The sequence below is a fragment of the Oscillibacter valericigenes genome (assembly GCF_016902445.1).
Classification (GTDB): Bacteria; Bacillota; Clostridia; order Oscillospirales; family Oscillospiraceae; genus Oscillibacter; species Oscillibacter avistercoris.
The window spans coordinates 321,794-343,751 of sequence record NZ_JACSNX010000001.1 but is presented as its reverse complement, the minus strand read 5'-3'; the positions used below and the strand labels follow the sequence as shown (position 1 = coordinate 343,751).

Annotated in this window: 30 protein-coding genes; 2 read left to right on the top strand and 28 right to left on the bottom strand. The window is 54.0% G+C overall.

Features of this window, described 5'->3' with window-relative positions:
• From H9X91_RS01700 to H9X91_RS01565, 28 genes are read right to left on the bottom strand one after another with little or no spacing between them, the layout of a single operon-like run.
• Entirely contained in the window at positions 1 to 951 is a 951-nt protein-coding gene (locus tag H9X91_RS01700; RefSeq protein WP_204801864.1) for a hypothetical protein, read from the bottom strand.
• A 15-nt stretch (positions 952 to 966) separates the two neighbouring features.
• Positions 967 to 1,266: a DUF6881 domain-containing protein gene (locus tag H9X91_RS01695; protein WP_204801862.1), complete on the bottom strand. Its 300-nt coding sequence runs from the start codon at positions 1,264 to 1,266 to the stop codon at positions 967 to 969.
• A gap of 18 nt (positions 1,267 to 1,284) precedes the next feature.
• Positions 1,285 to 1,593, bottom strand: a complete 309-nt coding sequence (locus tag H9X91_RS01690; protein ID WP_243414376.1) for a hypothetical protein — start codon at positions 1,591 to 1,593, stop codon at positions 1,285 to 1,287.
• A gap of 10 nt (positions 1,594 to 1,603) precedes the next feature.
• On the bottom strand, positions 1,604 to 2,047 hold the full coding sequence (locus H9X91_RS01685; RefSeq protein WP_087238034.1) for an Imm51 family immunity protein: 444 nt from the start codon (positions 2,045 to 2,047) through the stop codon (positions 1,604 to 1,606).
• A gap of 23 nt (positions 2,048 to 2,070) precedes the next feature.
• Positions 2,071 to 2,529: a C-GCAxxG-C-C family (seleno)protein gene (locus H9X91_RS01680; RefSeq protein WP_243414375.1), complete on the bottom strand. Its 459-nt coding sequence runs from the start codon at positions 2,527 to 2,529 to the stop codon at positions 2,071 to 2,073.
• On the bottom strand, positions 2,517 to 3,386 hold the full coding sequence (locus H9X91_RS01675; RefSeq protein ID WP_204801858.1) for an NADAR family protein: 870 nt from the start codon (positions 3,384 to 3,386) through the stop codon (positions 2,517 to 2,519). The genes H9X91_RS01680 and H9X91_RS01675 overlap by 13 nt, the downstream gene beginning before the upstream one ends.
• A 15-nt stretch (positions 3,387 to 3,401) precedes the next feature.
• Complete coding sequence (locus tag H9X91_RS01670; protein ID WP_204801856.1) at positions 3,402 to 4,136, bottom strand: DKNYY domain-containing protein; 735 nt, start codon at positions 4,134 to 4,136, stop codon at positions 3,402 to 3,404.
• A gap of 10 nt (positions 4,137 to 4,146) precedes the next feature.
• Positions 4,147 to 4,392, bottom strand: a complete 246-nt coding sequence (locus H9X91_RS01665) for a hypothetical protein (RefSeq protein WP_204801853.1) — start codon at positions 4,390 to 4,392, stop codon at positions 4,147 to 4,149.
• Positions 4,393 to 4,404: 12 nt separating this feature from the next.
• Positions 4,405 to 5,886: a hypothetical protein gene (locus H9X91_RS01660; protein WP_204801851.1), complete on the bottom strand. Its 1,482-nt coding sequence runs from the start codon at positions 5,884 to 5,886 to the stop codon at positions 4,405 to 4,407.
• Positions 5,887 to 5,901: 15 nt separating this feature from the next.
• Complete coding sequence (locus H9X91_RS01655) at positions 5,902 to 6,138, bottom strand: hypothetical protein (protein WP_006874676.1); 237 nt, start codon at positions 6,136 to 6,138, stop codon at positions 5,902 to 5,904.
• Between the two features lie 8 nt (positions 6,139 to 6,146).
• Complete coding sequence (locus H9X91_RS01650) at positions 6,147 to 7,106, bottom strand: NTF2 fold immunity protein (protein WP_204801849.1); 960 nt, start codon at positions 7,104 to 7,106, stop codon at positions 6,147 to 6,149.
• A 14-nt stretch (positions 7,107 to 7,120) separates the two neighbouring features.
• On the bottom strand, positions 7,121 to 7,852 hold the full coding sequence (locus H9X91_RS01645; protein WP_476739234.1) for a DUF4241 domain-containing protein: 732 nt from the start codon (positions 7,850 to 7,852) through the stop codon (positions 7,121 to 7,123).
• Between the two features lie 36 nt (positions 7,853 to 7,888).
• Positions 7,889 to 8,239: a DUF6572 domain-containing protein gene (locus H9X91_RS01640; RefSeq protein WP_338111916.1), complete on the bottom strand. Its 351-nt coding sequence runs from the start codon at positions 8,237 to 8,239 to the stop codon at positions 7,889 to 7,891.
• 5 nt (positions 8,240 to 8,244) lie between these two features.
• Positions 8,245 to 8,571, bottom strand: a complete 327-nt coding sequence (locus tag H9X91_RS01635) for a DUF5713 family protein (protein WP_193536958.1) — start codon at positions 8,569 to 8,571, stop codon at positions 8,245 to 8,247.
• 16 nt (positions 8,572 to 8,587) lie between these two features.
• Positions 8,588 to 9,133 (bottom strand): hypothetical protein, encoded by a 546-nt coding sequence (locus tag H9X91_RS01630; RefSeq protein WP_204801843.1) that lies wholly within the window; start codon positions 9,131 to 9,133, stop codon positions 8,588 to 8,590.
• 16 nt (positions 9,134 to 9,149) lie between these two features.
• On the bottom strand, positions 9,150 to 10,154 hold the full coding sequence (locus H9X91_RS01625; RefSeq protein WP_204801841.1) for a DKNYY domain-containing protein: 1,005 nt from the start codon (positions 10,152 to 10,154) through the stop codon (positions 9,150 to 9,152).
• Positions 10,151 to 10,705 carry an SUKH-3 domain-containing protein gene (locus H9X91_RS01620; RefSeq protein WP_204801839.1) on the bottom strand — a complete coding sequence of 185 codons (555 nt, stop codon included), beginning with the start codon at positions 10,703 to 10,705 and terminating at the stop codon, positions 10,151 to 10,153. Before H9X91_RS01620 ends, H9X91_RS01625 begins: the two co-directional genes overlap by 4 nt.
• 15 nt (positions 10,706 to 10,720) lie before the next feature.
• Entirely contained in the window at positions 10,721 to 11,263 is a 543-nt protein-coding gene (locus H9X91_RS01615; RefSeq protein WP_204801837.1) for a hypothetical protein, read from the bottom strand.
• Between the two features lie 22 nt (positions 11,264 to 11,285).
• The gene (locus H9X91_RS01610) at positions 11,286 to 12,125 is read right to left on the bottom strand and encodes a DUF2262 domain-containing protein (RefSeq protein WP_204801835.1); all 840 of its coding nucleotides are present in this window, start codon (positions 12,123 to 12,125) and stop codon (positions 11,286 to 11,288) included.
• A gap of 14 nt (positions 12,126 to 12,139) precedes the next feature.
• Positions 12,140 to 12,730 carry a hypothetical protein gene (locus tag H9X91_RS01605; RefSeq protein ID WP_204801833.1) on the bottom strand — a complete coding sequence of 197 codons (591 nt, stop codon included), beginning with the start codon at positions 12,728 to 12,730 and terminating at the stop codon, positions 12,140 to 12,142.
• A gap of 12 nt (positions 12,731 to 12,742) precedes the next feature.
• Entirely contained in the window at positions 12,743 to 13,363 is a 621-nt protein-coding gene (locus H9X91_RS01600; protein WP_204801830.1) for a hypothetical protein, read from the bottom strand.
• Between the two features lie 4 nt (positions 13,364 to 13,367).
• Positions 13,368 to 14,447, bottom strand: coding sequence for an ankyrin repeat domain-containing protein (locus tag H9X91_RS01595; RefSeq protein ID WP_204802099.1), 1,080 nt, complete (start codon positions 14,445 to 14,447; stop codon positions 13,368 to 13,370).
• A gap of 16 nt (positions 14,448 to 14,463) precedes the next feature.
• Positions 14,464 to 15,051, bottom strand: a complete 588-nt coding sequence (locus H9X91_RS01590; protein WP_204801828.1) for a hypothetical protein — start codon at positions 15,049 to 15,051, stop codon at positions 14,464 to 14,466.
• Positions 15,052 to 15,084: 33 nt separating this feature from the next.
• On the bottom strand, positions 15,085 to 15,294 hold the full coding sequence (locus H9X91_RS01585) for a hypothetical protein (protein ID WP_204801826.1): 210 nt from the start codon (positions 15,292 to 15,294) through the stop codon (positions 15,085 to 15,087).
• Between the two features lie 13 nt (positions 15,295 to 15,307).
• Positions 15,308 to 15,541, bottom strand: coding sequence for an Imm17 family immunity protein (locus H9X91_RS01580; protein WP_204801824.1), 234 nt, complete (start codon positions 15,539 to 15,541; stop codon positions 15,308 to 15,310).
• 18 nt (positions 15,542 to 15,559) lie between these two features.
• The gene (locus H9X91_RS01575; RefSeq protein ID WP_204801822.1) at positions 15,560 to 16,402 is read right to left on the bottom strand and encodes a DUF2262 domain-containing protein; all 843 of its coding nucleotides are present in this window, start codon (positions 16,400 to 16,402) and stop codon (positions 15,560 to 15,562) included.
• 10 nt (positions 16,403 to 16,412) lie between these two features.
• Positions 16,413 to 17,795 carry a DUF6138 family protein gene (locus H9X91_RS01570; protein WP_204801820.1) on the bottom strand — a complete coding sequence of 461 codons (1,383 nt, stop codon included), beginning with the start codon at positions 17,793 to 17,795 and terminating at the stop codon, positions 16,413 to 16,415.
• A gap of 13 nt (positions 17,796 to 17,808) precedes the next feature.
• A complete protein-coding gene (locus tag H9X91_RS01565; protein ID WP_204801818.1) occupies positions 17,809 to 18,924 on the bottom strand; it encodes a hypothetical protein in 1,116 nt (371 codons plus the stop codon).
• Positions 18,925 to 19,368: 444 nt separating this feature from the next.
• On the opposite strand from H9X91_RS01565, the gene H9X91_RS01560 reads away from it, so the two are divergent.
• Together H9X91_RS01560 and H9X91_RS01555 are read left to right on the top strand one after the other, a co-directional pair.
• Entirely contained in the window at positions 19,369 to 20,040 is a 672-nt protein-coding gene (locus H9X91_RS01560; protein WP_204801816.1) for a recombinase family protein, read from the top strand.
• A gap of 168 nt (positions 20,041 to 20,208) precedes the next feature.
• Positions 20,209 to 21,504, top strand: coding sequence for an ATP-binding protein (locus H9X91_RS01555; protein ID WP_204801814.1), 1,296 nt, complete (start codon positions 20,209 to 20,211; stop codon positions 21,502 to 21,504).
• Positions 21,505 to 21,958 lie beyond the last annotated feature (454 nt).

Genomic DNA, 21,958 nt, shown 5'->3' with positions numbered 1-21,958 from the left:
TCATGCCTCGCTTTCACCAAGTACCCCGCCATAGAGAACACCGTTTTTCCCGAGGAACAGCATCTGGCTGCGAAGCAGACTGCACTGCTCCACAGCGACCTTGTTTCCGTCACAGGTGGGAATAGCCTTCTGTTTTTTCCCAAGGCGACCACCATGAGCAGTAAGGAAGTAGAATTTGTTGTGTTCCTGATACCCGCCCTGAAACAGAAAAGTATCACCAGACGGGGCAACAGAAAAAGCTCCGCTTCCTTCGATTGGCGGTTCAAACACAAGATCCTCTTTAAAGTTCGTCCGCACCAGCCGGAATTCATCGTAATAATAAAACCACAGATTTTCTTCTTCGTCCAGACTAATGGCGTAGCAGTCGTAGATGGGATACTTCTCATTCTTCCAGAGAGAAGTTCCCTCCGATGTCCATGCAATCAGGCCGCAAGCACCCAGAGGTTCATCCCAACCGTAATTACCAAATACGCCTTCGTCAAAGTAGCTGGTAATGATGGTGCCATCTTTTTTTACCACACAGTCTTGAATGCCATCCCCCAGGCAGAAACGGGACAGCACAGCTCCGTCCCGGCTGACAATCCAGGCGTTTTGCTCGGGGCCGCTTTCCCGGTAGGCAGACCGTGCCTTAAACAACAGGAACTCCTCACCAATGGCCCGCATATAACGAAATTGGAATTTTAGACGCCCCAGTGGAAATACTGCTATGTCCAGAATTTCTCCGCCTGCCCAGTCCATTTTTAACTCCACTACTGTGTAGCCAGCGGGGGGCTTTGCAGTAATTTTGTCTTGTGATTCTGCCATCTGTTTGAAAAGCAAATAGACATTCTGATCCCAACCTACAGAGAAGTCAGACAGCACAGCATCCTCCAGATGGGTTTCCCGTCGCAGCTCGTTCAGGTCGAGGATGGGGAACAGCGGCAGGATTTTGGCTTTTATAGATTGGTTCATTGGGTCTCCTCCTGGTTACTTTAACGCTCCATCATAGGTGTGAGTTTCCCAGATGGCCTCGAATTCCGCCTGCTCTATGATGCAGGCGTGGAATTCCTCGCCCCAGACATGGGCGTTCAATTCCTCCACGGTGGGGATCGGCGTGATCTCGATGGCGCCGTCGTAAAGGTCAGGGATGTTGCGAGTGCAGCCATCTGCAAGAATGTCGATGGAGCGGAGGGCCAGCCGCTCATTTTCGGTATCCACTTCATAGAGGATGACTGATGGTTCACCCTCCGGTGCGCCTTTCCAAAAGAGCTTGATGTACTCGATCATCTCGATCCCCTCATCGTATCATTTGAAATAGTAATACCAATTCCCGCCAAATTCCCGGTCACATTCCTCCTGTGAGGCAAAGGTGCAGTCCTTGATTCCCTCAATGGGGTAATGACGCTTTATCAGCTGCTCTCTGTGATAGGAATTGATCTGTTCCGTCAGGCCGCTCTGCCGCGCCGTCTCTAATTGCGAGTCCGTGGCAAAGATGTAGGTCGCAAAGTAGTTGTCCGGCTGGATGTAGTAGCCAAACTCAATGGCCTGCTGGATGTCATCGAAGTGGTGTTTCACATCCTCCATGCAGGCTTCCATTACTTTTCGCCATGCCATCTCCTGCTCCTTATTTCTCATGTTCCACCTCACCTATACCCAGATAAGTCCCCATCGTTTTTTCATTGTCACAGGCCGCCCGGATCATTTTGGACAGTAGCATCAAATCGTCGATGTATTGGGAATACACGCAGAACACATCTTCGTCGGAGTCGAAGTGAAACAGATCCTCGCCGCTGTTATTTTCCTCAAACTCCCGGATCACGCCCCGGACCAGCCGTTCCCAGTCTCCGCTGCTGCCGGTCAGTCCCAGCCGGCAGAATTCTTCTGCCCGAAATCCGTCGCTGATCTTTAGCAGGAGGGAGATTGCATAGGGGTGGTGGGGAATGAGGAAGAATGGCGAGATCTGCTCCGGCTTCACCCAGATTTTGAAGGGCGGGCGCGGATTGGGTATCCAGGGCAGCATTTCCCACTGGTCGTCCGGTCTGTTTCCGTATTGGGAAAAGTCTTTCATGTAATCCCTCGCTCTCCGGCACATCAGCAGCCCAGTTGTCCTCCGTTTACCGGGCGGAAGATCCTGCGGCCCGCCAGCAGTTCCTCCAGCTTTTGAGCCAGCGCCTCCACAATGGCGTGGCAGGGGTTTTCGTAGCCCATGATCTCCAGCTTTTGCAGCTCGACACAGTGGAGCGTTCCATAGAAGCCCAGCATAAACTCCGTCAATTCAGCAATCATTTGGTAGCCCTCCATGTTGTCCACATCGGTCTGGCCCTCCTTGGCGGTCATCAGGCCGATGATCCCCACCGCCACGGTAAAGGCACCGCAGCAGGAGTGCTCAGTCTGCATCCCAAGGCCCATGACGGAGAACATTTTCCGGGTCTCCTCGGACAAATTCAGATGGTAATATTCATTGCAGGCCATGAACATCGCCTCGGCACAGGTCAGTTCCGTGCCGATGTGGTAGTGGTTGACCAGTTCATAGAGTTTCATTGTTGCCATACCATACTCCAATCGCAAAGCATTTCATTCTGTGTCACTCTGCGCAGCTCGTCCCGCACCTCCATCAGCGCAAAGCCCAGCAGGTTTTGTCCACGCCACTTCATGGGGTCCTGGGCCTCCGGGGAGCTGGCCGCGAGGCGGATACCCCAGATGGCATCATAGGGGCTGGCCTCCACCAGCACGCTGTCCCCGGTGGAAAGGAGAAACTCCCGCAGTTCGCGGTTCTGGCTGAATTTGTGCCAGTTGCCAAGCAGCACAATGGCGTACTTGAACTTGTCCCATACCTTCTGCTCAAAGCCCCGCACCTTGCGGCCCAGAGCCTTGATCTGCTTTTGGTCGCTGCATTTCAAAATCTGGTCCCGGATCTCTTTGTCGCCGAACAGCTCGGCCTTGGCAGCCATCATATACTGCTCCATGCAGAGGTAGGAGTCAGCCGTCGTATAGAAGTCCTCTATCCACCACTGGCTGAGGCAGCTTTTTGTCAGCTGGCCGTCCTCGGATAGCTGATGGCCCCAGAACAGGCACAGCTCCCGCTTCCGCCCGACGGCAAACTCCTGCTGGAGCCACTGGCGGGTGTACTTTGGCTGGCCTTCCGGCTGCCACGCATCCACCAAGAAGTCACCATGCTCCAGTACCTCGCTGCTGTCCTCGTCATCCCACCAGCCCTTCCAGGTCACCGGCTCGGGAAAGAGAGTGCGGTATTCCGTCCGCTCCTCCGGGGAGAGGGTGTCCAGCCAATCGCCAAATCGGTCTATGTAATCCTCCCCATAGCCCATGCGCCAGCCAATGGAGTATCGCTCGATCTCCCGGTGGGCCAGCCAAGGGGGAGGCATGATTTTCTTATCTTGTAGTGCCATAGGGTTTGTCCTTTCTTATTCGAGCAGTTTCTGGTTCCATTCTTCTTCTGTGACCAGTTTATTCAGGATATAGAAGTGCTTGTCATCCCTTGAGAGATCCATTTCTGTATTCACGATCCGCCAGGATTGCAGGTCGGCTTTCGGCAGCAGATAACCGCCCCAGAAGATGGACTTGGCATCCCATGCGAAATAGCCGTCGTTGTTGGAAACGAAGGTGGCAGGGTCAGCTCTTTTCAGTATCTTGATTTTACCGGCAAAGTTTTCATAGTACACGGCCTTGCTGTCCTTGGCATATCCGTAGGGAATCCGCACTCGGATGGGGCGCTGTGTCCCATCGGACATGGTCCGGATCTGTTCAATCAGTTTGACTCCATCATCACAGACAACGAAAGAGCTGATGTCCTCCGGTTCAAACCGGCCGCCGGTCGTCCAGACACTTTTACAATCCCTGGCGTAGCAGTTGTTGAGTGCCGTGAATGAGGCGTGATCCACATTCCGCAGCTTGTGGCCCTGGAGAAAACAGTGTTTGCTATCCTTGGCAAAGGTCGAATTGAACCAGACAAAATGCTCTACATCCATGGACACCCGGCCAAAATCCCAGTAGACCATTTTCCCATCCGTCCAATAGGCCGTGATCTCCTGTGTGTCCTCATTATAGAACAGCGGGTTGCTGTCGATGTCAGGCAAAGTCATATAGTCCACATCTATGTATTTTGGCGGCTTGGGAAGTGGGTTTCTAATCGATTCCATGGTGTTCACCTCATTCAATGTCGTTTCGTTCTTCTTTCATATCCAGTGGAGTGCCGTCCAGGGATGTGATCTGTGCCAGCTCTGCTTCAGTCAGTTTTTTCAGGAAAATGCAGTATTCGTCCGGGTGGCCTCCCACAAATTCCATTTTGGGCATCCCGATTTGCTCTGGGTCGGTGATCCACAGGCAAGGCTCTCCCGTCGCCCAAAAGCGCGTCAGGGCAAGAATTTGGCCATTGTAAATTACTGTCTGGTCCATCCTAACCCCTCCTCAAAAATCACGAAGCTCATCAAACTTCTCAATCAGGGCATCTTTCTGGAGCGCATCACCCGGCAGGGCATCCAGGATACCCCGCAGGGCCATGTAGATTTCATCCCGTTCCTCGGTTTCGATAAAGCCCATCTTGTTGAAGGTCTGGGTATAGGCTGTCACCGCATCCAGCGCCTGGGACTGGGCGTCCTCGCCCGGTTCAGCGGCCAGCTTCATCAGCTGGGAACGGGTCTTGCGGTATTGATTGGCTGCCTTTTTCGCAGCGGCGGCAGGGATATGCTCCGCACCGTCCCAGCCCCGGAAGGGATTGTCCAGGTTTTGCGCCAGCCACTCCGGTTTCCGGGCCTTAGTGATCCACAGATCCATTCCCGGCTTGCTTTTCCAGAGCTGCTTTGCCGCTTTTGCCGCCGTTTCCGGCAGGCTGGTCATCCAGAACCAGCGAAGTTCCGGCATCTGTTCCGGGGTGGGGATGTCGTCCGCCCCGAAACCGAACAGGTCGAAGGTGGAGAGGTTCGTCAGTTCCCGGAACCCTCGCACAGCGGAGAAGTTCCCCAGGTTTCCCGGCGCACCCCAGAGCCTCAGTTCCTTCAGGTGGGGATGGACAGCAGCCAGCCCGGTGAGATCAAAGTCCTTCAGCTCGATGCCATGCAGCCCCCGTAGGTTCGGCAGTTCCGTGTGCGGGCGGTATTCCCCGATAAATTGGAGGGTCAAACCGCCGCCATCTTCGGGGGCATGGATTGCACAGGCGTCCGGCCCCTTGTTCTGGAACAGGAGCTGCTCCGTTCCCTCACACAGCCACAGCTCCTTTAGCCCGGTCATGTCCAGCATCAGCTTTCTGATGCTGGTGCCCCGCAGATCAAGTGTCCTCTGACCGTGGTTCAGCAAAGTCACTTCATCAACAAAGGGGGTTTCCCGCAAAAACTCCAGCAGATCCGGGTGCCACCGCTCGCAGATGAGTTCGGAGAGGCAGGGCAGAGCCTTTAGTTCCAGCGCCGAATCGAATGGTGCGTACTGGTCCATCACCCGATGGCTGCTGACCTTCACCGGGATACCGCCGATCTCCGTTTGCTCGTCACTGTCCATGGCCACCTTGAAGGCCCGCCGCCGTTCCTCCGGAATGGCCTGCCACCGGATCTGGAGGTACACATCATAGCCGTCACTCCAGCCTCCATAGGAGCGGCAGGGCTGGTCGGTGAAGGGCGGAAGTGTACCCACCAGTTTATACTGGGGCGGGACCTCCAACGGCACCCGCAGCAGGTGGAGGTCGCGGGACCAGTACATGAAGTCCTTGTAGAGCGGGCGGAGATTGGGCAGTTCCTCCGCAGTCAGAGGGGCGTCGCCCACCCAATCCAGAGAGAGGACCACCGCCCAAGATTCTTCGCTCACCGTGTCCGGCGGCGCAATATAGGCCACCTGGCAGGCGGTGTAGCGTTTCAGATATTGGTTATAGACTGTATAGACCTCTCCGGCGTTGGCTTTCATGGCGCCACGCTCCTCTCATCCGTTCTTTTCCAGATAGAATCCCCATACACAGTTGGAGAACTCCCCGGCGGCAAAGCGGTGGATCTGCCCGTCAATCTCCACCTGCCAGACCTCGAAGGTATGGTCTTGGTGATAGATCGGGTCTTTGACTTTTACTCGCTTGCCGGTGGTTTGCCAGTCGTAGTCAAAGATGTTCACACCAAACAATTTGCATTGACCGTCTGGGCCAAAAGTTTCATATTCCCAAGCCATGTGATGCCTCACAAACCCGTGCGCTGCCAGCCGTCCAGCCGCTCCTGAACCCCGTCGATCATCCAGTCCTCGCCCACACGCCTCATGAGGAAGCGGCGGTCAAAGCCGGTGTTTTTCTCCCTGGTGTAGATGTAGAGTTTGTTCTTGGTGATCTGCTCCGCGTCAAGGAATTCTTCCCCGTTGTAGGTACCCTGGGCACTGTATGAGAGGCCCAGAGGCCGGTAGCCCGGACGGGGCTTTTCGCTCACATACTTTTCCCAGATCGCCAGCAGGCGGGGCACAGCCTCGGCATCTTCAAACCCGGCCTGCTCCATGTACTGCTCCCATTCTGTCATTTCCGCAAAGAAAGCGGACAGCACCCTGCGGCATTCCGCCGCTGCCTGCTCATCCAGCTGGACGGGCTTTTTGGCCTTTTCCCGCTGGAGCTGGGAGAAGTGTTCCATCTGCTCCTTGGTGAATTGCACATGGGCCACCGGCTCGATGCGGCTGTTGCCGGCGATGGCCAGCAGGCCCTCGTATGTAACAGCGGTATGGTCGATCTGAATGTGGGAGAGCTTGGGAATGGAGGCCGACTGGAGTAGACCGGCATCATCCAGCCCGGTGCGGTTGAGAGTGATAAGGTCCAGCTTGCAGCCTTGCAGGGCGGACAGGCCGCTGCCGTGGATGGCGGCGTTGCCATCCAACAACAGATAGCGCAGCTTGGGCATAGCGGAAAAGACGGGGAAGCAGGCATCGGTGAGCACACCGTCCTCCACGCCGAAGTTGGCCATGCTTTTATGCCCAGCAAAAGGGGAGAGTAGGTCGTCGGTCACCGGATAGCCTTTTACATGAAAGCCCACCAGAGTGTAACCGGCCAGCTGCTCCATGATCTCTGCGGTCAGCTCCGGGATCTCAAATTTCTTTTCTCCATCCAGAGTCAGGATACCGTTTTCCCAATCCGCTGTCCGCGCCCGTTTTGGCCATTCCATCGCTGTTTACCTCCTTACGCCTGTTCCTGGTAGCTGGCTTCAATGTCGATGAAGCGCACATACACGGCGCAGACTTCGCCCTTTGCGTCATACCCGAAGTAGACGGGATAGTAGCCGTCACCCCAGCCGGAGGCGAAAATGGGCAGATTGCAGTCCGTGTCCGGCACTGTCCAGTTGAGCCAGTCGCCGTGGCTCAGCTGATATTTGGGGTGGGCTTGGGCGTTTTCCTCCAGCAAGTCGCAGAACAGGTCGTTATAGGGGTCGATGTCCGGGTCTTCCTCCAGCCGCTTGGCCCAGTAGGTCTTGAAGGCCGCCTGGGTCTGGATGTCCGCAACGCAGCCCATTCCAGCATCTACGCCAAAGCCAAAATAATCGTCCTCGCCCAGTTCCTCGTCCAGATCCTCTTTGCCGGTCATGCCCAGCTCATAGCGGACAGGCTTTTCCCGGCTGACCTCAACCTTGACGCAGGCGTAGCGGTCGCCGTATTTTTCACTGGGTACCACGCAGATCTTCACGGGATAAGTCCCAGCGGGAATTGTTTGAAGAAAGGGCGGCGTATCCTCCAGCTCCACCAGCGGATCGCAGGCGAAAATTGTTCCGGTAGGGAAGTGGACGGCACCAATGTCCAGCACATCCACGCCCATATTCCCAATCACTCTCTCTGTGAAATGAGCGTCCAGGTCTGTTTTGCAGGCCAGTTTGTCTTTGATGGATTCGTATTTGTTCAGCCACTCGGCAGTCGGCATGGTGATTTCCTCCTGTTGATTCGATTTGAGCATCGGTCAGCTCTCTACAATGCGGACCTGTTTTCCTCCAATTTCAATTTCCAGCTTTACGCCATAGTCCGCCGCCCACGCAGGGCACTTGCTGAGCAGGGCCAGGATGCGCTCATCCGGCTCCCGGTCAAGGGTCACACGCAAAATCACGGACCAGTCCCCATATTCCTTTTGGAATTCCTCGCTCTGGGTGTGGTTCAGATAGCCCTCCATCTTGTCCAACAGAGCCGTCTGTGTTTCCGGGGAGCCGTCAATGAATCCGTTGCAGACGAGGGCCATCAAAACTTCCTTTGTCTCAGGTTTTTCCGCCAGAATGTCGATCTTATCCAGGTCGCCAAACATATTTTCAATGGACATCGTTTTCACCAGTCCCTTTCCCGGATGGCCTCCTCCATATCAATGGGAATGCCAAACCACTTCAAAATGTAGTCTACAGTGACGCCGATGCAGTCCCGGGCCACCGTTTCGATCTCACTGTCGTTCTCGTCAAACTCCTCCTGGAGATCATTGATGCCGCAGACCGCCTCATCCAGCTTTTCCTGCACCACTTCGGTGTCGGTTTCGCCGCTCTCCAGCAGGTCGATGACTTTTTGGAGTTCGTCCTTTACCTTGTCTACCAGAAAAGCAGGATAGTAATCGTCCTGATACATCTCGTCCAGCAGTTTGTAATTGGGGTCAAATGCTTTCATAGGGATTGCTCCTTTCTCATTCAAACATCAAGCCATCTGATTCGGTCAAACTTCCATCGTCCTCATGGAATATACACTGGTACAGAGGCTCACGCTGTGTTGCTTTGCGGAATCGCTCCAGAACCGGAGCCAGTGGCTCACCGGTAGGGATACCAAGAGCATCGGATAGCCGCCGCCAACTGTCCGCGTCAACATCTTCCAAGATGATGCCGCGCTGCCGTTGCCCATATTCCTCCAATGTTTTGAAATCCACATACTCCTTTGCGTTACAATAGTCATGCCAGCAAATACTGTTTACCAGCAGAGAAAAGAGAGCATCCATGTTCTCAGCCAGACGCCCCGCTTGACCTTCGCTGCCGTTATAGCCGATGGAGCCATCCTCCAGCAAATGGTATTCACCGCCTGAGCCATCTCTGGCAAAGGCCATACCGGGCAGTGAGAAGGTGTATCGGCCTTCCGCATCATCCCTTGGGGACAACTCATCCAGCAGGAAGAAGTCAAAAAGGGAATCAAACTTCTCTGCCAAATCGGGGTTTTCATGCAGTGCCTTCAAATAATCCATAGCCGTTTTCCTCCGTCTACTGTTCTGCTTCTAACTCATGTAGCCTTTCCAGCCACAGTGGTTCTTCAATCATCTCATCGTTTTGGTAAAAATGTTCCTTGTCACGGGCCAGATGATCGGCAAGCGGAGGTGCGTCTGGCGGGGTGCATACCATAAAACTGTCCCGATCCGCCCCCTTAATCTCCCGGTTGAGGTAGTACACCCGCTTGGCATCGCGGGAATACCAGTGACCGAGCAATTCCCATGAGGGCAGATCCGCCTTGGGAAGCTGCTTACCGTAAGCATAGATCCGTTTCTCATCCCTGGCAAAATAGGTGTCGCCCAACGAGCGGAAAGAGGAAACTCCCGCGCCTTTGATGATCTTAACCTTGGCGTCTCCGTTGTGGAAGTAGACCTGCCGGCTGTCCTTTGCATATCCCTGTGGCGCACCCGAATCGTTCTGACCGTTGTCTAATACCTGGAAGGCTGCCAGTTCTACATCTGGGATTCTCCCGCTGGTGGTGTAGACGGCTGTTTTGTCCATCGCGTAGGCATAGTTTAACACCCGAAACGATGCCGGGTCTGCTCCACGCAGGCGAATCCCACCGAGGAAGCAGGCCGTAGAGGATTTGCCCCAGTAATGCCAGCAGCAGAAGTCTTTGGGCGCAACACCCTTCAACAAGCCGTTTTCATATAGACCGGAGAAATATACGGCTCCATCCTGAAGGAAAAACTCATTGTCCACCGGCTCTATGTTTATGATCGGCTGCAGCAGTTCTTCGTGATGATCTGTTATGCTCAGCTCAATTTCGTCGTCGCTATAAACTAAGTAAAGCCCATGGGGGGCCTTTCTATCGAAATGCAGTTCAATGTCACGATATTTGAGGATCAAAGGTTTCCCGTCGCTTATCATGGTGGAAACGGTATCGGGATTCCCGAAGATTTCTATGACCTCATCCTGCGATATTCCGAATTTCAGCGGTGAAATGTCCCGCGGATTCTGCAATATTTGATTGCGCCAAATAGTAAAGTCCTGTTTCATAGTTTTCCATCCAGTGCCTCAACCGTTTTCATGGCAGCGGAATCAAATCTGCACTGCCGCAGGTCCCGCTCAATCAGGGCAAACACATCTGGAAAGCACTCAATCTCATCCTGGTACTCATATTTCGCATACAGTTTCCCGTACTCGGAGATCCAAACCTCCGCCGGGTAGTAGTAGCCGATATGACCGATGGGCTGGCATTTTTCACCGGCAGCCTGTTCTACCTCTGCCAGTTCACAGCCGGACATATCCCGAAAATAGGCTTCTTCCAAATGGTTTTTGATCCCGTTGACCAGGTAAGGGAACAAAGCAAATTGGAAGTCAGCCGCCCAGCTCATTTTTTTCTGCTCCAGATACCACTCACAGCACAGGCCGAAATACTTGCGGTAAAACCGCTGGGTGGACTTCATCATCGGGGCACCATGCTCGGCGTAATACTTTTCCGCAATGGAGATGTCCACTTTTCGCCCCTCGTACCATCCGGCGTACTCCATCAGCTGCTTGACCCTGCTTTTGAGATTGCCGGAGATGGGGATGCGCTCTTTCACCATGGTGAATGCCCTCCCTTATTGCTCCAGCGGATAATACCAGTCATCCGGGCAGTTGTAGCTGACCTCAAATGCATCTGCATCAACCTTCAGCTCTGACTTGGCCGTTTGATAAGCTGCAGCGGCAGCTTGCTTCAGAATCGGGGCAGCCTCCTCCCAGAAGGCAGATGCTTCCTCCTCTTCTTCCTCGGAATCTTCGTCCTCCGGCTCCTCCTCAAACTCCACAAGAAAAGACTTATTTTGAATCTCTGCGTAGAAGGGAAGTTCAAAGTCCGCAGGATTGGTGATCCGGCTCTCTCCAGTGGGGGCATACATCTCGGCCATGCTCAGATTGCCGGCCTGTAGATATTTCTGGTACTGTTCCGCCTCCTTCTGGAAGTACCGCTCCGAGGAGACCCGGCTGTCAAAGTGAACGGCGCTTACCCCGGAGGCAAAATCCGTCGTCAGGCTCATGGTGAATACCTCATAATCCGGATGCTCCGCTTTCAGCTTTTTGATGGCGGCGTTCACAAGGGACAGCATTTCTTCCCGGTAAAGGGCCGCGTTGAAATTTGTATCCATAGTTGCACTCTCCAATCATCCATTACCCCTCAATGTTGGCAGTTTTGAGGCCCTTTTTCAAGGAGCCGTAGACCGTCACCGCATGGTCGGTGAACATCTCGTCGCAGTCAAACCAGGCGGTGAAGCTGCCGCCGGAGGTGACGGACAGGCTCGTCATGCTGATCCGACGGGCCAGTTCTTCCTCTGTGATAGGGTCTGTTTCCGGGTCACGGGGGTTTTCCTCATCCTGGGAAAGCCAGTTGTTAGCCAGTTCGGTCAGGTTCTTTGCCGCAAGCTCCCGCATGGCTTTGTCCCAGGTTTCACAGTCGGCCAGCAGCTTCTTGGCGGCGCTGCGGGCACGGGTCCAGGAGGGCTTGCTCTCGGCATTGACCTCCAAAGAAAGGCTCACATCCTTTCCGCACCACTGGATCTCGCCCTCGAAGGTATCATAGTCCTTGTCCAGTGTCAGTTCTCCCAGCACCTGGTCCTGGATCACCACCGGCTTGTGGTACTCCTCCAGAATAGCCTGAAGTTCCGAGCAGTCTTCATGGGCATTGACTATCTCGGAGATACACCAGGGGCGCACCACCAGATCCTTTGCCAATTCTTCTTTCATCCGGCGGATCTTCAGGCGGCAGATCTGTTCCTTTCCAAAGCGGCACCAGCCCTTTTCGCTGTTGCGTTCCTCCTCGGTGACCGGCCATTCCAGCCGCTCCTCCTTGGTGGTGACCTCGCCGGTGTCACAGAACACCATGCCCAGGGTCACAACAGTCATTTCCCAAAAGCTGCCTTTCCAGTTATATCCGCCACCGATGCAGCGATTGATCAGAGCCACCACTTCCTGCTCCTCGGGCTCGTACATCTCATAGAATTCTTCAAACATCGGTGTAGCCTCCTTTACAGCAGTTCCAGCACCTCGGCAGCGGGCTTGGCAAACTCTGCCGGGACTTGCTCCAATACATCCTGGTAGGCTTTCACCGCTTGCCAGGAGTAGTAATAGAAACTGTAGAACAGGTCATCGGGGAAGACCTCGTCCTCCTCGTAGCGCATCTCATCTTCTTCCTCGTCGTATTCCTCCGACCACAGGTATTCTTCCTTCAGCAGATCGGAGAACAGCGGCAGCGCCTCGGCGTGTTCCATCTTATCTCCATCATGGAAGCACTGGAGGATGCAGGCAAAGAAGTCCAGCAGTTCCCCAGCCAGGAAATCGGCTGCGGGGTTCTGCCCGCTCTCTGCGAGGGCTTTCTCCAGAATTCGGTTCAGGAACACCATGCCGAAGGGGGTAGCGTGCCACAGGGTACTCTGGTGCTCCATGTTGGTGGTGAGCTCGTAGAGGGACTTTTTGACGGATGCCAAATCACGCATCTGCTCCAGCACTGTCAGGTGTGCGGGAAAATCCGTCCCCCGGCCATAGGCGGTGGTGAGCCGGTGCCACGGGACATCCGTGACCTTGAGATGGGTGATGTAGATTCTGTTTTCCTCTGTCATGTTGCCGCCTCCTTATCCCGTTATCTGGCTGCGGTACTCCTTCTCCAGAGCGGTGTACCACCGTTTCAGCATGGTTTCCAGACTGGTTTTTCCTTTGCGATCTGTAAAAACGAGGAACTTGTCCAGCAACTCAGGAAACAAATTCTTACCGATATTTGTCAGGTCCTGATTGAGATAGACCATCCGCAGGATACGGCCATGCCGGTCCAGAGGGTTCTTTTTCAGCAGTTCCTTTTCAAAGCAGAAGCGCAGGAAGACTACATTCTCATCGTAAAAGTCCTCCACCACAGCCGCGCCAATGCTGGTGTAGGTGATGTCGTACACCAAACGGCTCCAGTCAAATTTCTCGGCATAGAGCAGTTTCAGCGCTTTTGCCCAGTGTTCCTCCGGGATCACCAGCATCCTGTGCTGGGCGGTGCTGGAGTATCCGCGATAGACGGGGTCCGGCTGCCCCAGCAGCTCGCTCACACTGTCGGTATAAACGAAGCACAACTCCTCATCGAACAGGCCGCCGATAAAGTTGCCGTTGCAGTACAACATATAATTCTTGGACTTGGCCGGAGAATAAGAGAGGTTATATTCCTGCGAGTCCAGGCTTTTATGTACCTTGTTCAGAAAGTCTATTGATGTCATGGCTTTACTCCTCAAACTCGCCTTCAATCATCCCGTTCAGATACCGGCCGGGATCTGCGATGAAGTCATCCCATTTGGCCAGAGGGTGGAATTCCTCATGCTCGATGTCCAGATACCACAGCTTTTTGTCCCTGGGGCTCCACAGCAGCAGGTAGTCGCTGTAGTTGTCCATCTGCACCATGAGGGAGAGCAGCTTCTTCCGTTTCCAGGTCATCTCCTGCACATCCATGAAGGAGTAGAGCTCCGCCCACTTCACCCATTCCTGATCCGGAAACTCCAGCCGCAGGGGGCCGGTCTTCAAGTATTCCACCAGCTTGGCGGGTAGCTTGTAGGGCATGAGCTGCCGGATCTTTTCCTGCTCGTTGTGCCATTCCTCTGGCTCCAGGGCCTTCAGGTAGTCGGCCATCTCTTGATTCTTGTTTTGAACTGCCACACTGTAGGGACGGTCACCGTATTTGTCAACAAGGGTGATATCCGCTCCCTGTTCCACCAGCCAGCGCACCATGGAGAAATTGTTGGAGCGGGCGGCCTCGGTGACAGGGGTGGAGGCGTAAGGGAACACCATGTCCGGCTTGTGGTAATTGATATCCGCCCCTTTTTCCAGCAGCAGTTTGGCAAGCTCGGCCTGTCCATCGGACACCGCCGCCCGGAATGCCTCGCTGCCAAACTTGTCCACAGTGATCCCGGCTTGCTCCAGCACCTGGATATTCTCCGGGCGCTTGCCCCAGCGCACCTCCTGGAAGGCCCGCTCTTTCTGCTTCAGGCTGAGTTTTGCGGCCTGTCCAGCAAAGAGCGCCACCACCTCCGGCCCGCAGCAGCGGGCGGCGGTGAGCAGCAGGGGCTGTTCCTCTGCCAGACTGGGATCAGCTCCATGCTCCAGCAGGAAGTGGATCATGGGCACATCATTCCGAAAAACCACGATCTCCAATGGCATCAGCTTGATGTATTCGCTGAGCTGAATGGGGGCGTTGAGGTCCAGACCGCCCTGGAGCATTGCTTCCAGCCTGGGAGTATCATGTTCATAAATGGCGGCAGCCGTTTCCGGGAGGGTCTCCCAGCGGCCAATATATGCAATTTGGTACATCATGCACCTACTTTCTTTATCCCACAATAGTAGTTTCCTTGACGGCCAGATTGTCAAAGTCCATGGCAATCAGATTTTCAGCGGCCTCCGGGGTGCACATGAACCAGGTACTTGTGCCCCAGGCGTCCAGCCTTGTGACGGTGAAGAAGTCGGTCTCGGCGGGAGTGGGATTTCTGGCGTCAAGATAGTGGTCGGCGTAGAGGTACACCAGATCCACCTCCCGCTCCGGCAGCCACTTGGCCCGGCGCACACGGGGCTTGCCGTTTTTCAGCGTCTTTTCTCTGGGGTTCTCGAACCACGCCAGCTCCTTGACCTTCAAGCCGGTGAAGGTGTCTATGAGCCGCTGGGCAATCTCCCGGTGGGTGAATACCCCGCAGTTCCAGGGGCCCATGAGCCAAGTCTGGATAAAATCGCCCACCTTGCTTCCGGGAGCTGGCGGCCCGTAGACACTCTCGTCCGCCCACATGACCTCCAGCTTTTCGCACTGATCCGGCCGGGGGCAGGACTGCTTGCCGCAGTAGCGGTACATGATATTCACATAGCCGAAGTCCCGGCCGGTCCGGTCATGGCCAACAGCCTCCACTTTATAGGCGGTTATGGACATTGCAGTTCCACCTCCTGGGCCAGCGTAAAGTCATTAGGGGCACTCCTCGTCCTCAAGTCGCTCCTGTACCTCTTTGGGCAAATCGTTCCATAAAATGTCGTATGTAAAATCTCGAATCTCCGGATAGCACTCCCGCGCGGTCTGTTCCGCCGTCTCCCGGTCCAGGTAGTGCATCTCCTGGTGGAAAAACCAGTTGAGCTTTTCCATGAGCCGCCATAGGCGGATCTGTTCCTCTTGGGTCATAGGATATTTCCTCCTACTTGATTGCCAGCACAAGGCTCCAGACGCTCACTATAATCAGCACAATCCCCAGCAGAAAGAAGATCACCCGCCGGGAGCCACGGCCATAGCGGTGAGAGTCCGGCTTGCCGGTGGGGTCGCACATCCAGTTCCAATTCCGAATTGAGCCAACCACGGACACAATGCCCATGATTAAAGTCACCCACTCCCAGTGTTCCTGCAGAAAAGCTGTGATCTGCTCGCTGTTCATTTAGGTTTCCTCCTCACCTTATCCCTGTATATCAGCGTCAACGGGGCCTTTTTTCAGCGTTCCATCCACAGTGATCACATGGCCCCAGAACATATCATCGTCCTCATACCAGGCGGTAAAACGGCCGCCGGGAGATACTGTAAACTCGGTGAGCAGAATACGCCGGGCGAACTCATCCTCGGTGATGGGATCTTTCTCCGCTTCCCGGTCGGTCTGGTCATTGTCCGCCAGCCACTCGTTGGCCTGAGCAGTGAGCTTTTGGGCAGCCATCGCCCGCAGGGACTTATCCCAGACTTCCTGGTCTGCCACCAGTTTCTTCATCACATTGGTGACACGGTTCCAGGACGCTTTCTTTTCAATCTCCACATCCAACGAGATCCGGACTTCTTTTCCCATCCACTTACAGGTCCCCTCGAATATGCTCATCTCACGATCCAGCGTGAGGGTCCCCAGCACTTCGTCCTCCAGAAGAATCGGCTTTGTGTACTCCGTCCAGATATCCTCCAGTGCTGGACAGGGTACGCCTTCCTCCAGTACCTCCGTGACATACCACTGAGGTTCGTAGAGGGCATCACCTTTCCAGCCGCGGGCTTTGATCCGGTAGATCTGGCCCTTGGTAAACCGCTTGGAATAGTCGCCGGCATCCCGTTCCTTGTCCGTCAGCGGCCAGCTCAGATAGCATCGGCCGGAGATCACCTGTCCCGTCTGGACATCCGCCATGGCGAGGGCATGGGTATGCGCCGCCCAAAAGGTATCCAGAAAGGTTTTGTCCGCGCTGATACCGTCCTGAATCAGTACCAGCTTTTCCTCATCTTCCGGGGCGTACAGGGCAACAAAGTCCTTGACCGTTCTCTTTTTCATGGCGTTCTCCTTACGCGAATACCTGCTGGTATTTCTCTTTCAGTTCCTTCGGTGCGGCCTTGAGGACCTTGCCGCCGCCGTTTTCGGAGGCTTGCCCCCAGATGGCCCAGAGCACCTCCCGCCACAGGTAGTCCCGGGCCCGCAGGTCATGCGCTCCTTCTTCGGGCAGATAGTCCTCCAGATGCCCCTTGATCTCCAGCAGGGCGTCCAGGCTCTCCTCATTGGCAATCAGGGTGCGGAACTCCTTTGCGGGCTTCAGATTCTGCATGGACTGGACTCCGTGGACCAGCACCGGCAGGGACTGGGCGGTAAAGCCATATTTTTTGAAAAATGCGTGGATGAACTTTTCTTGGAGCGAAGAGTGCTCGTCGTCACAGCGGTCCAGGTAGTCGCACACCAGCCCCCACCACTGTGGCCCCTCCAGTCCCAGGGCAAACACCGCAAAGGTGCCGGGCAGGGCGCAATGCTCATCGCAGAGGTTTTGATACCACTCGTCCTCCTGCATGGCAAGCCGGGCATAATTCTCCATCCGGACATGGAGGCGGGGGTACCGCACCGCGCAGGCAAAGAGCTGGTTGACGCCCTTCTTGGGCAGGCCGGGGATGGGCAGGTAGAGCTTCTCCGGCCCGCGGAACTCGATGGAGTAGCTGCGGGGGAACTCCGGCTGCTCCAGCACCTCCACCAGATAACTCAGCGCCTCGTTGCAGCATCCCTCGGTGCAGTCCCTGGCGGTGATGCGGATGGTGGCAAAGGCGTCGTTGGCCGAGGCGGTCAGGTGCTTTGTTTTCCGCTTTTGGATGTTGGGCGGCAGTTTGCCGCTGCCATTGGTTTTCAGCTCCTTCACCATATTGGGGCGGAGCTGGGAAACCAGGCCGAGGATATGCTCAGTGGTGAGGTACTCAAAGCTCAGGCCGTACACGGTATAGCAGACCGCCACATAGCAGGCGAAGCGCAGCAGCCCTTCATCCACATCCTCCGGGTGCAGCTCCGGCCACACGGTGCAAGGTGGGAAAACCGTAAAACCATCCTCCCGCTCTCCGACCTCAAAGTACCGATCCTGCACCTGCTTTTCGATGTACTGCCGTAGTGTGTAATCGATCTCCTTCCAGCCCGCCAGCCGCCGCAGGGCGTCGCAGAAGGCAACCGCGTCCTCATAGGGAAAGCCCTTCAAAGGCAGCTTGGACAGGTACCGCTCCAGCAGCTGACTGGGAAGAAAGGGCGTTCCGCTTTGGTTCCGCACCACGGTCGGATAGGCGGCGTGGTTCTCCCGTGCGGTCCCGTCCAGAATGTCCTGAATACAGGCGTCCGCCTCCGCCAGCACCTCCGGGGCGGTGTCCGGCTTGTGGATCAAGTAGTAGCGGTCATGCACACCGTCACGCTTTGGTAAGCTCATATCGGTTCTCCTCTCAGGTCTGCTGGTGCTGCATGGATACGATCTGGCAGTCCGGGCAGAGTTCAATGTAAAGCGTGCCCTCCGCGCAGTCAAACACCGTATCCCACTGGATCTGCGCCAGGTATTTCATGGGCTTTCCGCAGTGGGGGCAGGTGGTGTACTCCGCGTCCTGCACCCAGTTGCCAAAGCCGCCGACGGTGTTCACATCTTCGCTGGCGCACCCGTAAAACAGGGGCACAGGCGCTTTCCCCAGCACAAAGGGGTTTTCGGTGAGGGTCTTGTAGTCCTCTGGCCGGACATAGCAATCCGCCCGCTCCGAGCCGTCAAAGAGCTCCGAGGGGAAGACCTCCACACCGCCGTCCAGGGTGAAACGGTTGAAGGCAGGGCCTTTCAGAAATCCCACACAGCTGGGGCAGCAGGCGGCGGTCAGGATGCCGTCCAGCCCCAGGAACCGGAGCCGCTCGTCCCGGCCGTCCAGCACCAGCATATCCACCATCCGCCCGCCGCAGTGGGGGCAGGTGTCCTCCCGAGGACGGCCAATACGGACGGGGGATACCTCGCCGGAGATTCCCTTGACCATAGGATAGCAGGTGTCGAAGTTGAGTTGGATTTTCTGGCCCTCCCTGTCGAAGGTCCAGCCGCCGATCTGCGCATAGCTGGATGGGTCCACATAGAGGCCCTTGCGCCAAGGACGGGGGTTCCGCTCCAGCTCCAGCAGGGTCTCCAGCGCCCTGTCATCCCCCTGGAAGGCAAGGCAAGACATCAGGTTCCCCGCCTCATGGGAGTCCTCCGTTTTCAGCAGAGCGGCGATCAGGCCATCCCGCACATCGGCGGGAGCGTGATAATAGATTTCACAGGGCCAGAACACCTCTGCCGCCAGTGCCGAGCGCTGAATCTCCGGGGTGATGGCGTCCCGGTAACTGAGGAGCTGCCAAAAGTCGGCGTGCTCGGGGTCCTTAAAATCAGATAACCGCCGGATATTCTGAACCAGGTTTTCCTGTTTCTCCGCGACTTGCTCCGGTGTCCAGGCCAGGGCAGCATTCCGCTCCTGTTCGCACTTGCATTTCCAGCACAATCCCTCATAGCCCAAGGGCGTCCCACATCTGGGGCAGGTATAATTCAGGCTCATATTCTCTGGCTCCTTTCAGAAGATCAAAAAGCGCCCCGCGCCCATTGTCCTACAGACGAATGGGCGTGGGGCACGAAAAAGCCGCAAGGAACTGCCGCACCCTTGGCGGATGCAGAACACACACTTAATTTTATTCTCAAAGAAATCTAAGATAAGCAGGTACCCAATATCATTTATTTGTCTCATATAGCCTCTCAGGAAACGAGCTACGACAAACCAATATAACTTGATCGCCTCTTATGTTTCCTGCAAAAATAGATATAATATGAGGATAGCATGTTTTGACCAATATGACAAGGTACTCTGCTATTGAAATAGCAGAAACCGTACCAATCTAAACCTCGCACCAAATTGTATCAAACTTTGTTGTTTCCTATCTTTTCTGAACGTAACTCTGTATGTCAAATTAAACGAAGGTTTATCTTAATACCGAGGAGGCAGTCTATGAAATATGGGTATTGCCGGATCTCCCGGCCGAAGCAGAGTATTGAGCGCCAAATCCGAAACATCAAGGCCCAGTACCAGGATTCCGTCATCGTACAAGAGGTCTTCACCAGGACGAGGATGGATCGGAGGCAATGGCAGTTGCTTATGAAACGCGTGAAGGCCGGCGACACGATCATCTTTGACAGTGTCTCCAGAATGAGCGGGAATGCTGAAGAAGGCTTTGCCGCTTATGAGGAACTCTTCAATAGAGGCGTCAATCTGGTCTTTCTGAAGGAGCCTCACATCAATACGGACACCTATAAGAAAGCCCTGGAGAATAATGTGCAACTCACTGGCAGCAATGTGGACTACATTCTTGAAGGGGTCAATCGCTATCTCATGGAGCTGGCCAAGGAACAGATCCGGCTTGCTTTCGAGCAGTCTGAAAAAGAGGTCGAGGATCTTCATCAACGTACCAGGGAAGGGATCGAGACGGCCAGACTCAATGGAAAGCAGATTGGGCGGAAAAAGGATGCCAAGATCACCACGAAGAAGAGCCTCGCAGCCAAAGAGATCATCAGGAAGCACTCCAGGGACTTCAACGGTACCCTAAGCGATGTTGAGGTGATGCAGCTAACTGGCCTATCACGCAACACCTATTATAAGTATAAGCGAGAATTGAAAGCATAGAGGTATCAATATACCTCACCCAAAAACTCTGAATTTTTTTGACGATGTTTCCGAAAATCTACATCGCAATCGACATTGTTCTCTTGAAATAAGCTTCTTCATTTGCTACAATAACAGCGGACTGAATATTTTTGCCGATTTCGGTAAAGATATAAAGAGGGGTGCGCTATGCAAATCGAACGAAATGTATATCTGAATAAATTGATTGCTCGCAAGCACAACGGATTTGTGAAGGTCATCACTGGTATTCGCCGCTGTGGTAAATCCTATCTTTTGAATACACTGTTTTATCAGCATTTACTTAATAGTGGTGTAGAGGACAGTCATATCATCCGCTTCGCATTTGACTCAGCACAAAACCTCATGCTGATCGGTGAGGATCTAATGGAGATAGAAGAGGGAAAACGGAAAGTTGACCCGGAAAAATTCATGACCTACATTAACGATAAAATTGTTGATGATGGTATGTACTATCTCCTTTTAGATGAGGTACAAAATCTGGGATATTTTGAAGCCGTTTTGAACGGGTACCTTCGTAAGGACAATGTGGATGTCTATGTGACGGGGAGTAATTCCAAATTCCTCTCCAGCGATATCATCACGGAATTTGCTGGTCGCGGCGACGAAGTCCATGTTTTGCCACTGTCCTTCTCCGAATTCTTCAGCGTATACGATGGCTCCAAAGAAGAGGCATTTGATGACTACATGGTATATGGAGGACTCCCCTCTGTCGCTCTTATGCAGACCGAGGAACAGAAAGTTGCTTATTTGAACACCCAGATCACGAATGTCTACCTAAGGGATATCGTGAAACGGTATAACTTGCAGTCGGATGAAGACATCGGGGAATTGCTGGATATCCTCGCTTCCGGTATCTCAACACTTGTGAACCCGAGGAAATTGGCGGGCACCTTCAAAAGTATAAAGGGTTCTACAATCAGCGAAGTGACGGTCGCCAAATACATTGGCCATATGGCGGAATCCTTCCTGATCAGCAAGGCGAAACGCTATGATGTGAAAGGTAAGCACTATATTGACACGCCTTTCAAAGTGTACTTTGAAGACATTGGACTCCGAAATGCACGATTGAACTTCCGGCAAATCGAGCCATCGCACATTATGGAAAATATCATCTACAACGAACTTCGGTATCGGGGTTACAATGTGGATGTGGGCGTTGTTGAAGTTAGAGAGAAAAACTCTGAGGGGAGAGAGCAACGCAAGCAGCTGGAAATCGACTTTATTGCGAACCAGGGTAGCAGACGCTATTATATCCAGTCTGCCTATGAGATCCCAAGCAAAGAAAAGTTGGATCAGGAGACAAAATCTTTTGATAGGGCAAATGACTCATTTAAGAAAATTATTGTTGTTGAGAGGACAATGAAACCTCGCCGGGATGACAAAGGATACGTTACAATGGGCGTCAAGGAATTTTTGTTGAATGAAAATAGCTTAGAGTTGTAATGCCAGTGATCGACGCTCAGAGTATTGCTTTTTATTAGTTCGAAGAGACTAATTATACCGCTGATTAAACTACCGGGAGGCCGCATTCTGCGGCCTCCCATCAAATTATTGTGCTAATGCAGCTCGAATAAGAGTATTTTCTCGTGTGAAACTCGAAGAAGTTTTTAGAGTACTGGACTTTTTCTTGTCAGACTAATTCCTATATATAGGAATCGTTCATGTTCCTCTATTTTGGCTCTGACTTCTGGTAGGAGTAGTCTTGCCATATGTTTGTATCGCCGCTATAATTCAAAGTGAGAGAATTGCTCAAAATCCGCTCCAATGTCTACTGTTCTCTGGAGGCAAGGCCATGATAAAAGACGGACAATTCTACATCGACTTCCCGGAGCCTTATAAACGACGGGAATTGAATTCCAAGTACCGGGAGATCCCACTGAAAGATACGACTTCCCGG

What these genes read in the sequence shown, in the direction of transcription:
- H9X91_RS01690 (WP_243414376.1), bottom strand. Translation starts at nt 1,593, where the DNA reads ATGGCATGGCGAAAAGTAATGGAAGCCTGCATGGAGGATGTGAAACAC.
- H9X91_RS01675 (WP_204801858.1), bottom strand. Translation starts at nt 3,386, where the DNA reads ATGGCACTACAAGATAAGAAAATCATGCCTCCCCCTTGGCTGGCCCAC.
- H9X91_RS01565 (WP_204801818.1), bottom strand. Translation starts at nt 18,924, where the DNA reads ATGAGCCTGAATTATACCTGCCCCAGATGTGGGACGCCCTTGGGCTAT.
- H9X91_RS01575 (WP_204801822.1), bottom strand. Translation starts at nt 16,402, where the DNA reads ATGAAAAAGAGAACGGTCAAGGACTTTGTTGCCCTGTACGCCCCGGAA.
- H9X91_RS01570 (WP_204801820.1), bottom strand. Translation starts at nt 17,795, where the DNA reads ATGAGCTTACCAAAGCGTGACGGTGTGCATGACCGCTACTACTTGATC.
- H9X91_RS01660 (WP_204801851.1), bottom strand. Translation starts at nt 5,886, where the DNA reads ATGAAAGCCAACGCCGGAGAGGTCTATACAGTCTATAACCAATATCTG.
- H9X91_RS01665 (WP_204801853.1), bottom strand. Translation starts at nt 4,392, where the DNA reads ATGGACCAGACAGTAATTTACAATGGCCAAATTCTTGCCCTGACGCGC.
- H9X91_RS01610 (WP_204801835.1), bottom strand. Translation starts at nt 12,125, where the DNA reads ATGTTTGAAGAATTCTATGAGATGTACGAGCCCGAGGAGCAGGAAGTG.
- H9X91_RS01680 (WP_243414375.1), bottom strand. Translation starts at nt 2,529, where the DNA reads ATGGCAACAATGAAACTCTATGAACTGGTCAACCACTACCACATCGGC.
- H9X91_RS01635 (WP_193536958.1), bottom strand. Translation starts at nt 8,571, where the DNA reads ATGAAAGCATTTGACCCCAATTACAAACTGCTGGACGAGATGTATCAG.
- H9X91_RS01655 (WP_006874676.1), bottom strand. Translation starts at nt 6,138, where the DNA reads ATGGCTTGGGAATATGAAACTTTTGGCCCAGACGGTCAATGCAAATTG.
- H9X91_RS01615 (WP_204801837.1), bottom strand. Translation starts at nt 11,263, where the DNA reads ATGGATACAAATTTCAACGCGGCCCTTTACCGGGAAGAAATGCTGTCC.
- H9X91_RS01590 (WP_204801828.1), bottom strand. Translation starts at nt 15,051, where the DNA reads ATGTCCATAACCGCCTATAAAGTGGAGGCTGTTGGCCATGACCGGACC.
- H9X91_RS01625 (WP_204801841.1), bottom strand. Translation starts at nt 10,154, where the DNA reads ATGAAACAGGACTTTACTATTTGGCGCAATCAAATATTGCAGAATCCG.
- H9X91_RS01630 (WP_204801843.1), bottom strand. Translation starts at nt 9,133, where the DNA reads ATGGATTATTTGAAGGCACTGCATGAAAACCCCGATTTGGCAGAGAAG.
- H9X91_RS01600 (WP_204801830.1), bottom strand. Translation starts at nt 13,363, where the DNA reads ATGACATCAATAGACTTTCTGAACAAGGTACATAAAAGCCTGGACTCG.
- H9X91_RS01640 (WP_338111916.1), bottom strand. Translation starts at nt 8,239, where the DNA reads ATGTCCATTGAAAATATGTTTGGCGACCTGGATAAGATCGACATTCTG.
- H9X91_RS01585 (WP_204801826.1), bottom strand. Translation starts at nt 15,294, where the DNA reads ATGACCCAAGAGGAACAGATCCGCCTATGGCGGCTCATGGAAAAGCTC.
- H9X91_RS01645 (WP_476739234.1), bottom strand. Translation starts at nt 7,852, where the DNA reads ATGCCGACTGCCGAGTGGCTGAACAAATACGAATCCATCAAAGACAAA.
- H9X91_RS01595 (WP_204802099.1), bottom strand. Translation starts at nt 14,447, where the DNA reads ATGTACCAAATTGCATATATTGGCCGCTGGGAGACCCTCCCGGAAACG.
- H9X91_RS01685 (WP_087238034.1), bottom strand. Translation starts at nt 2,047, where the DNA reads ATGAAAGACTTTTCCCAATACGGAAACAGACCGGACGACCAGTGGGAA.
- H9X91_RS01695 (WP_204801862.1), bottom strand. Translation starts at nt 1,266, where the DNA reads ATGATCGAGTACATCAAGCTCTTTTGGAAAGGCGCACCGGAGGGTGAA.
- H9X91_RS01670 (WP_204801856.1), bottom strand. Translation starts at nt 4,136, where the DNA reads ATGGAATCGATTAGAAACCCACTTCCCAAGCCGCCAAAATACATAGAT.
- H9X91_RS01555 (WP_204801814.1), top strand. Translation starts at nt 20,209, where the DNA reads ATGCAAATCGAACGAAATGTATATCTGAATAAATTGATTGCTCGCAAG.
- H9X91_RS01700 (WP_204801864.1), bottom strand. Translation starts at nt 951, where the DNA reads ATGAACCAATCTATAAAAGCCAAAATCCTGCCGCTGTTCCCCATCCTC.
- H9X91_RS01620 (WP_204801839.1), bottom strand. Translation starts at nt 10,705, where the DNA reads ATGGTGAAAGAGCGCATCCCCATCTCCGGCAATCTCAAAAGCAGGGTC.
- H9X91_RS01605 (WP_204801833.1), bottom strand. Translation starts at nt 12,730, where the DNA reads ATGACAGAGGAAAACAGAATCTACATCACCCATCTCAAGGTCACGGAT.
- H9X91_RS01560 (WP_204801816.1), top strand. Translation starts at nt 19,369, where the DNA reads ATGAAATATGGGTATTGCCGGATCTCCCGGCCGAAGCAGAGTATTGAG.
- H9X91_RS01650 (WP_204801849.1), bottom strand. Translation starts at nt 7,106, where the DNA reads ATGGAATGGCCAAAACGGGCGCGGACAGCGGATTGGGAAAACGGTATC.
- H9X91_RS01580 (WP_204801824.1), bottom strand. Translation starts at nt 15,541, where the DNA reads ATGAACAGCGAGCAGATCACAGCTTTTCTGCAGGAACACTGGGAGTGG.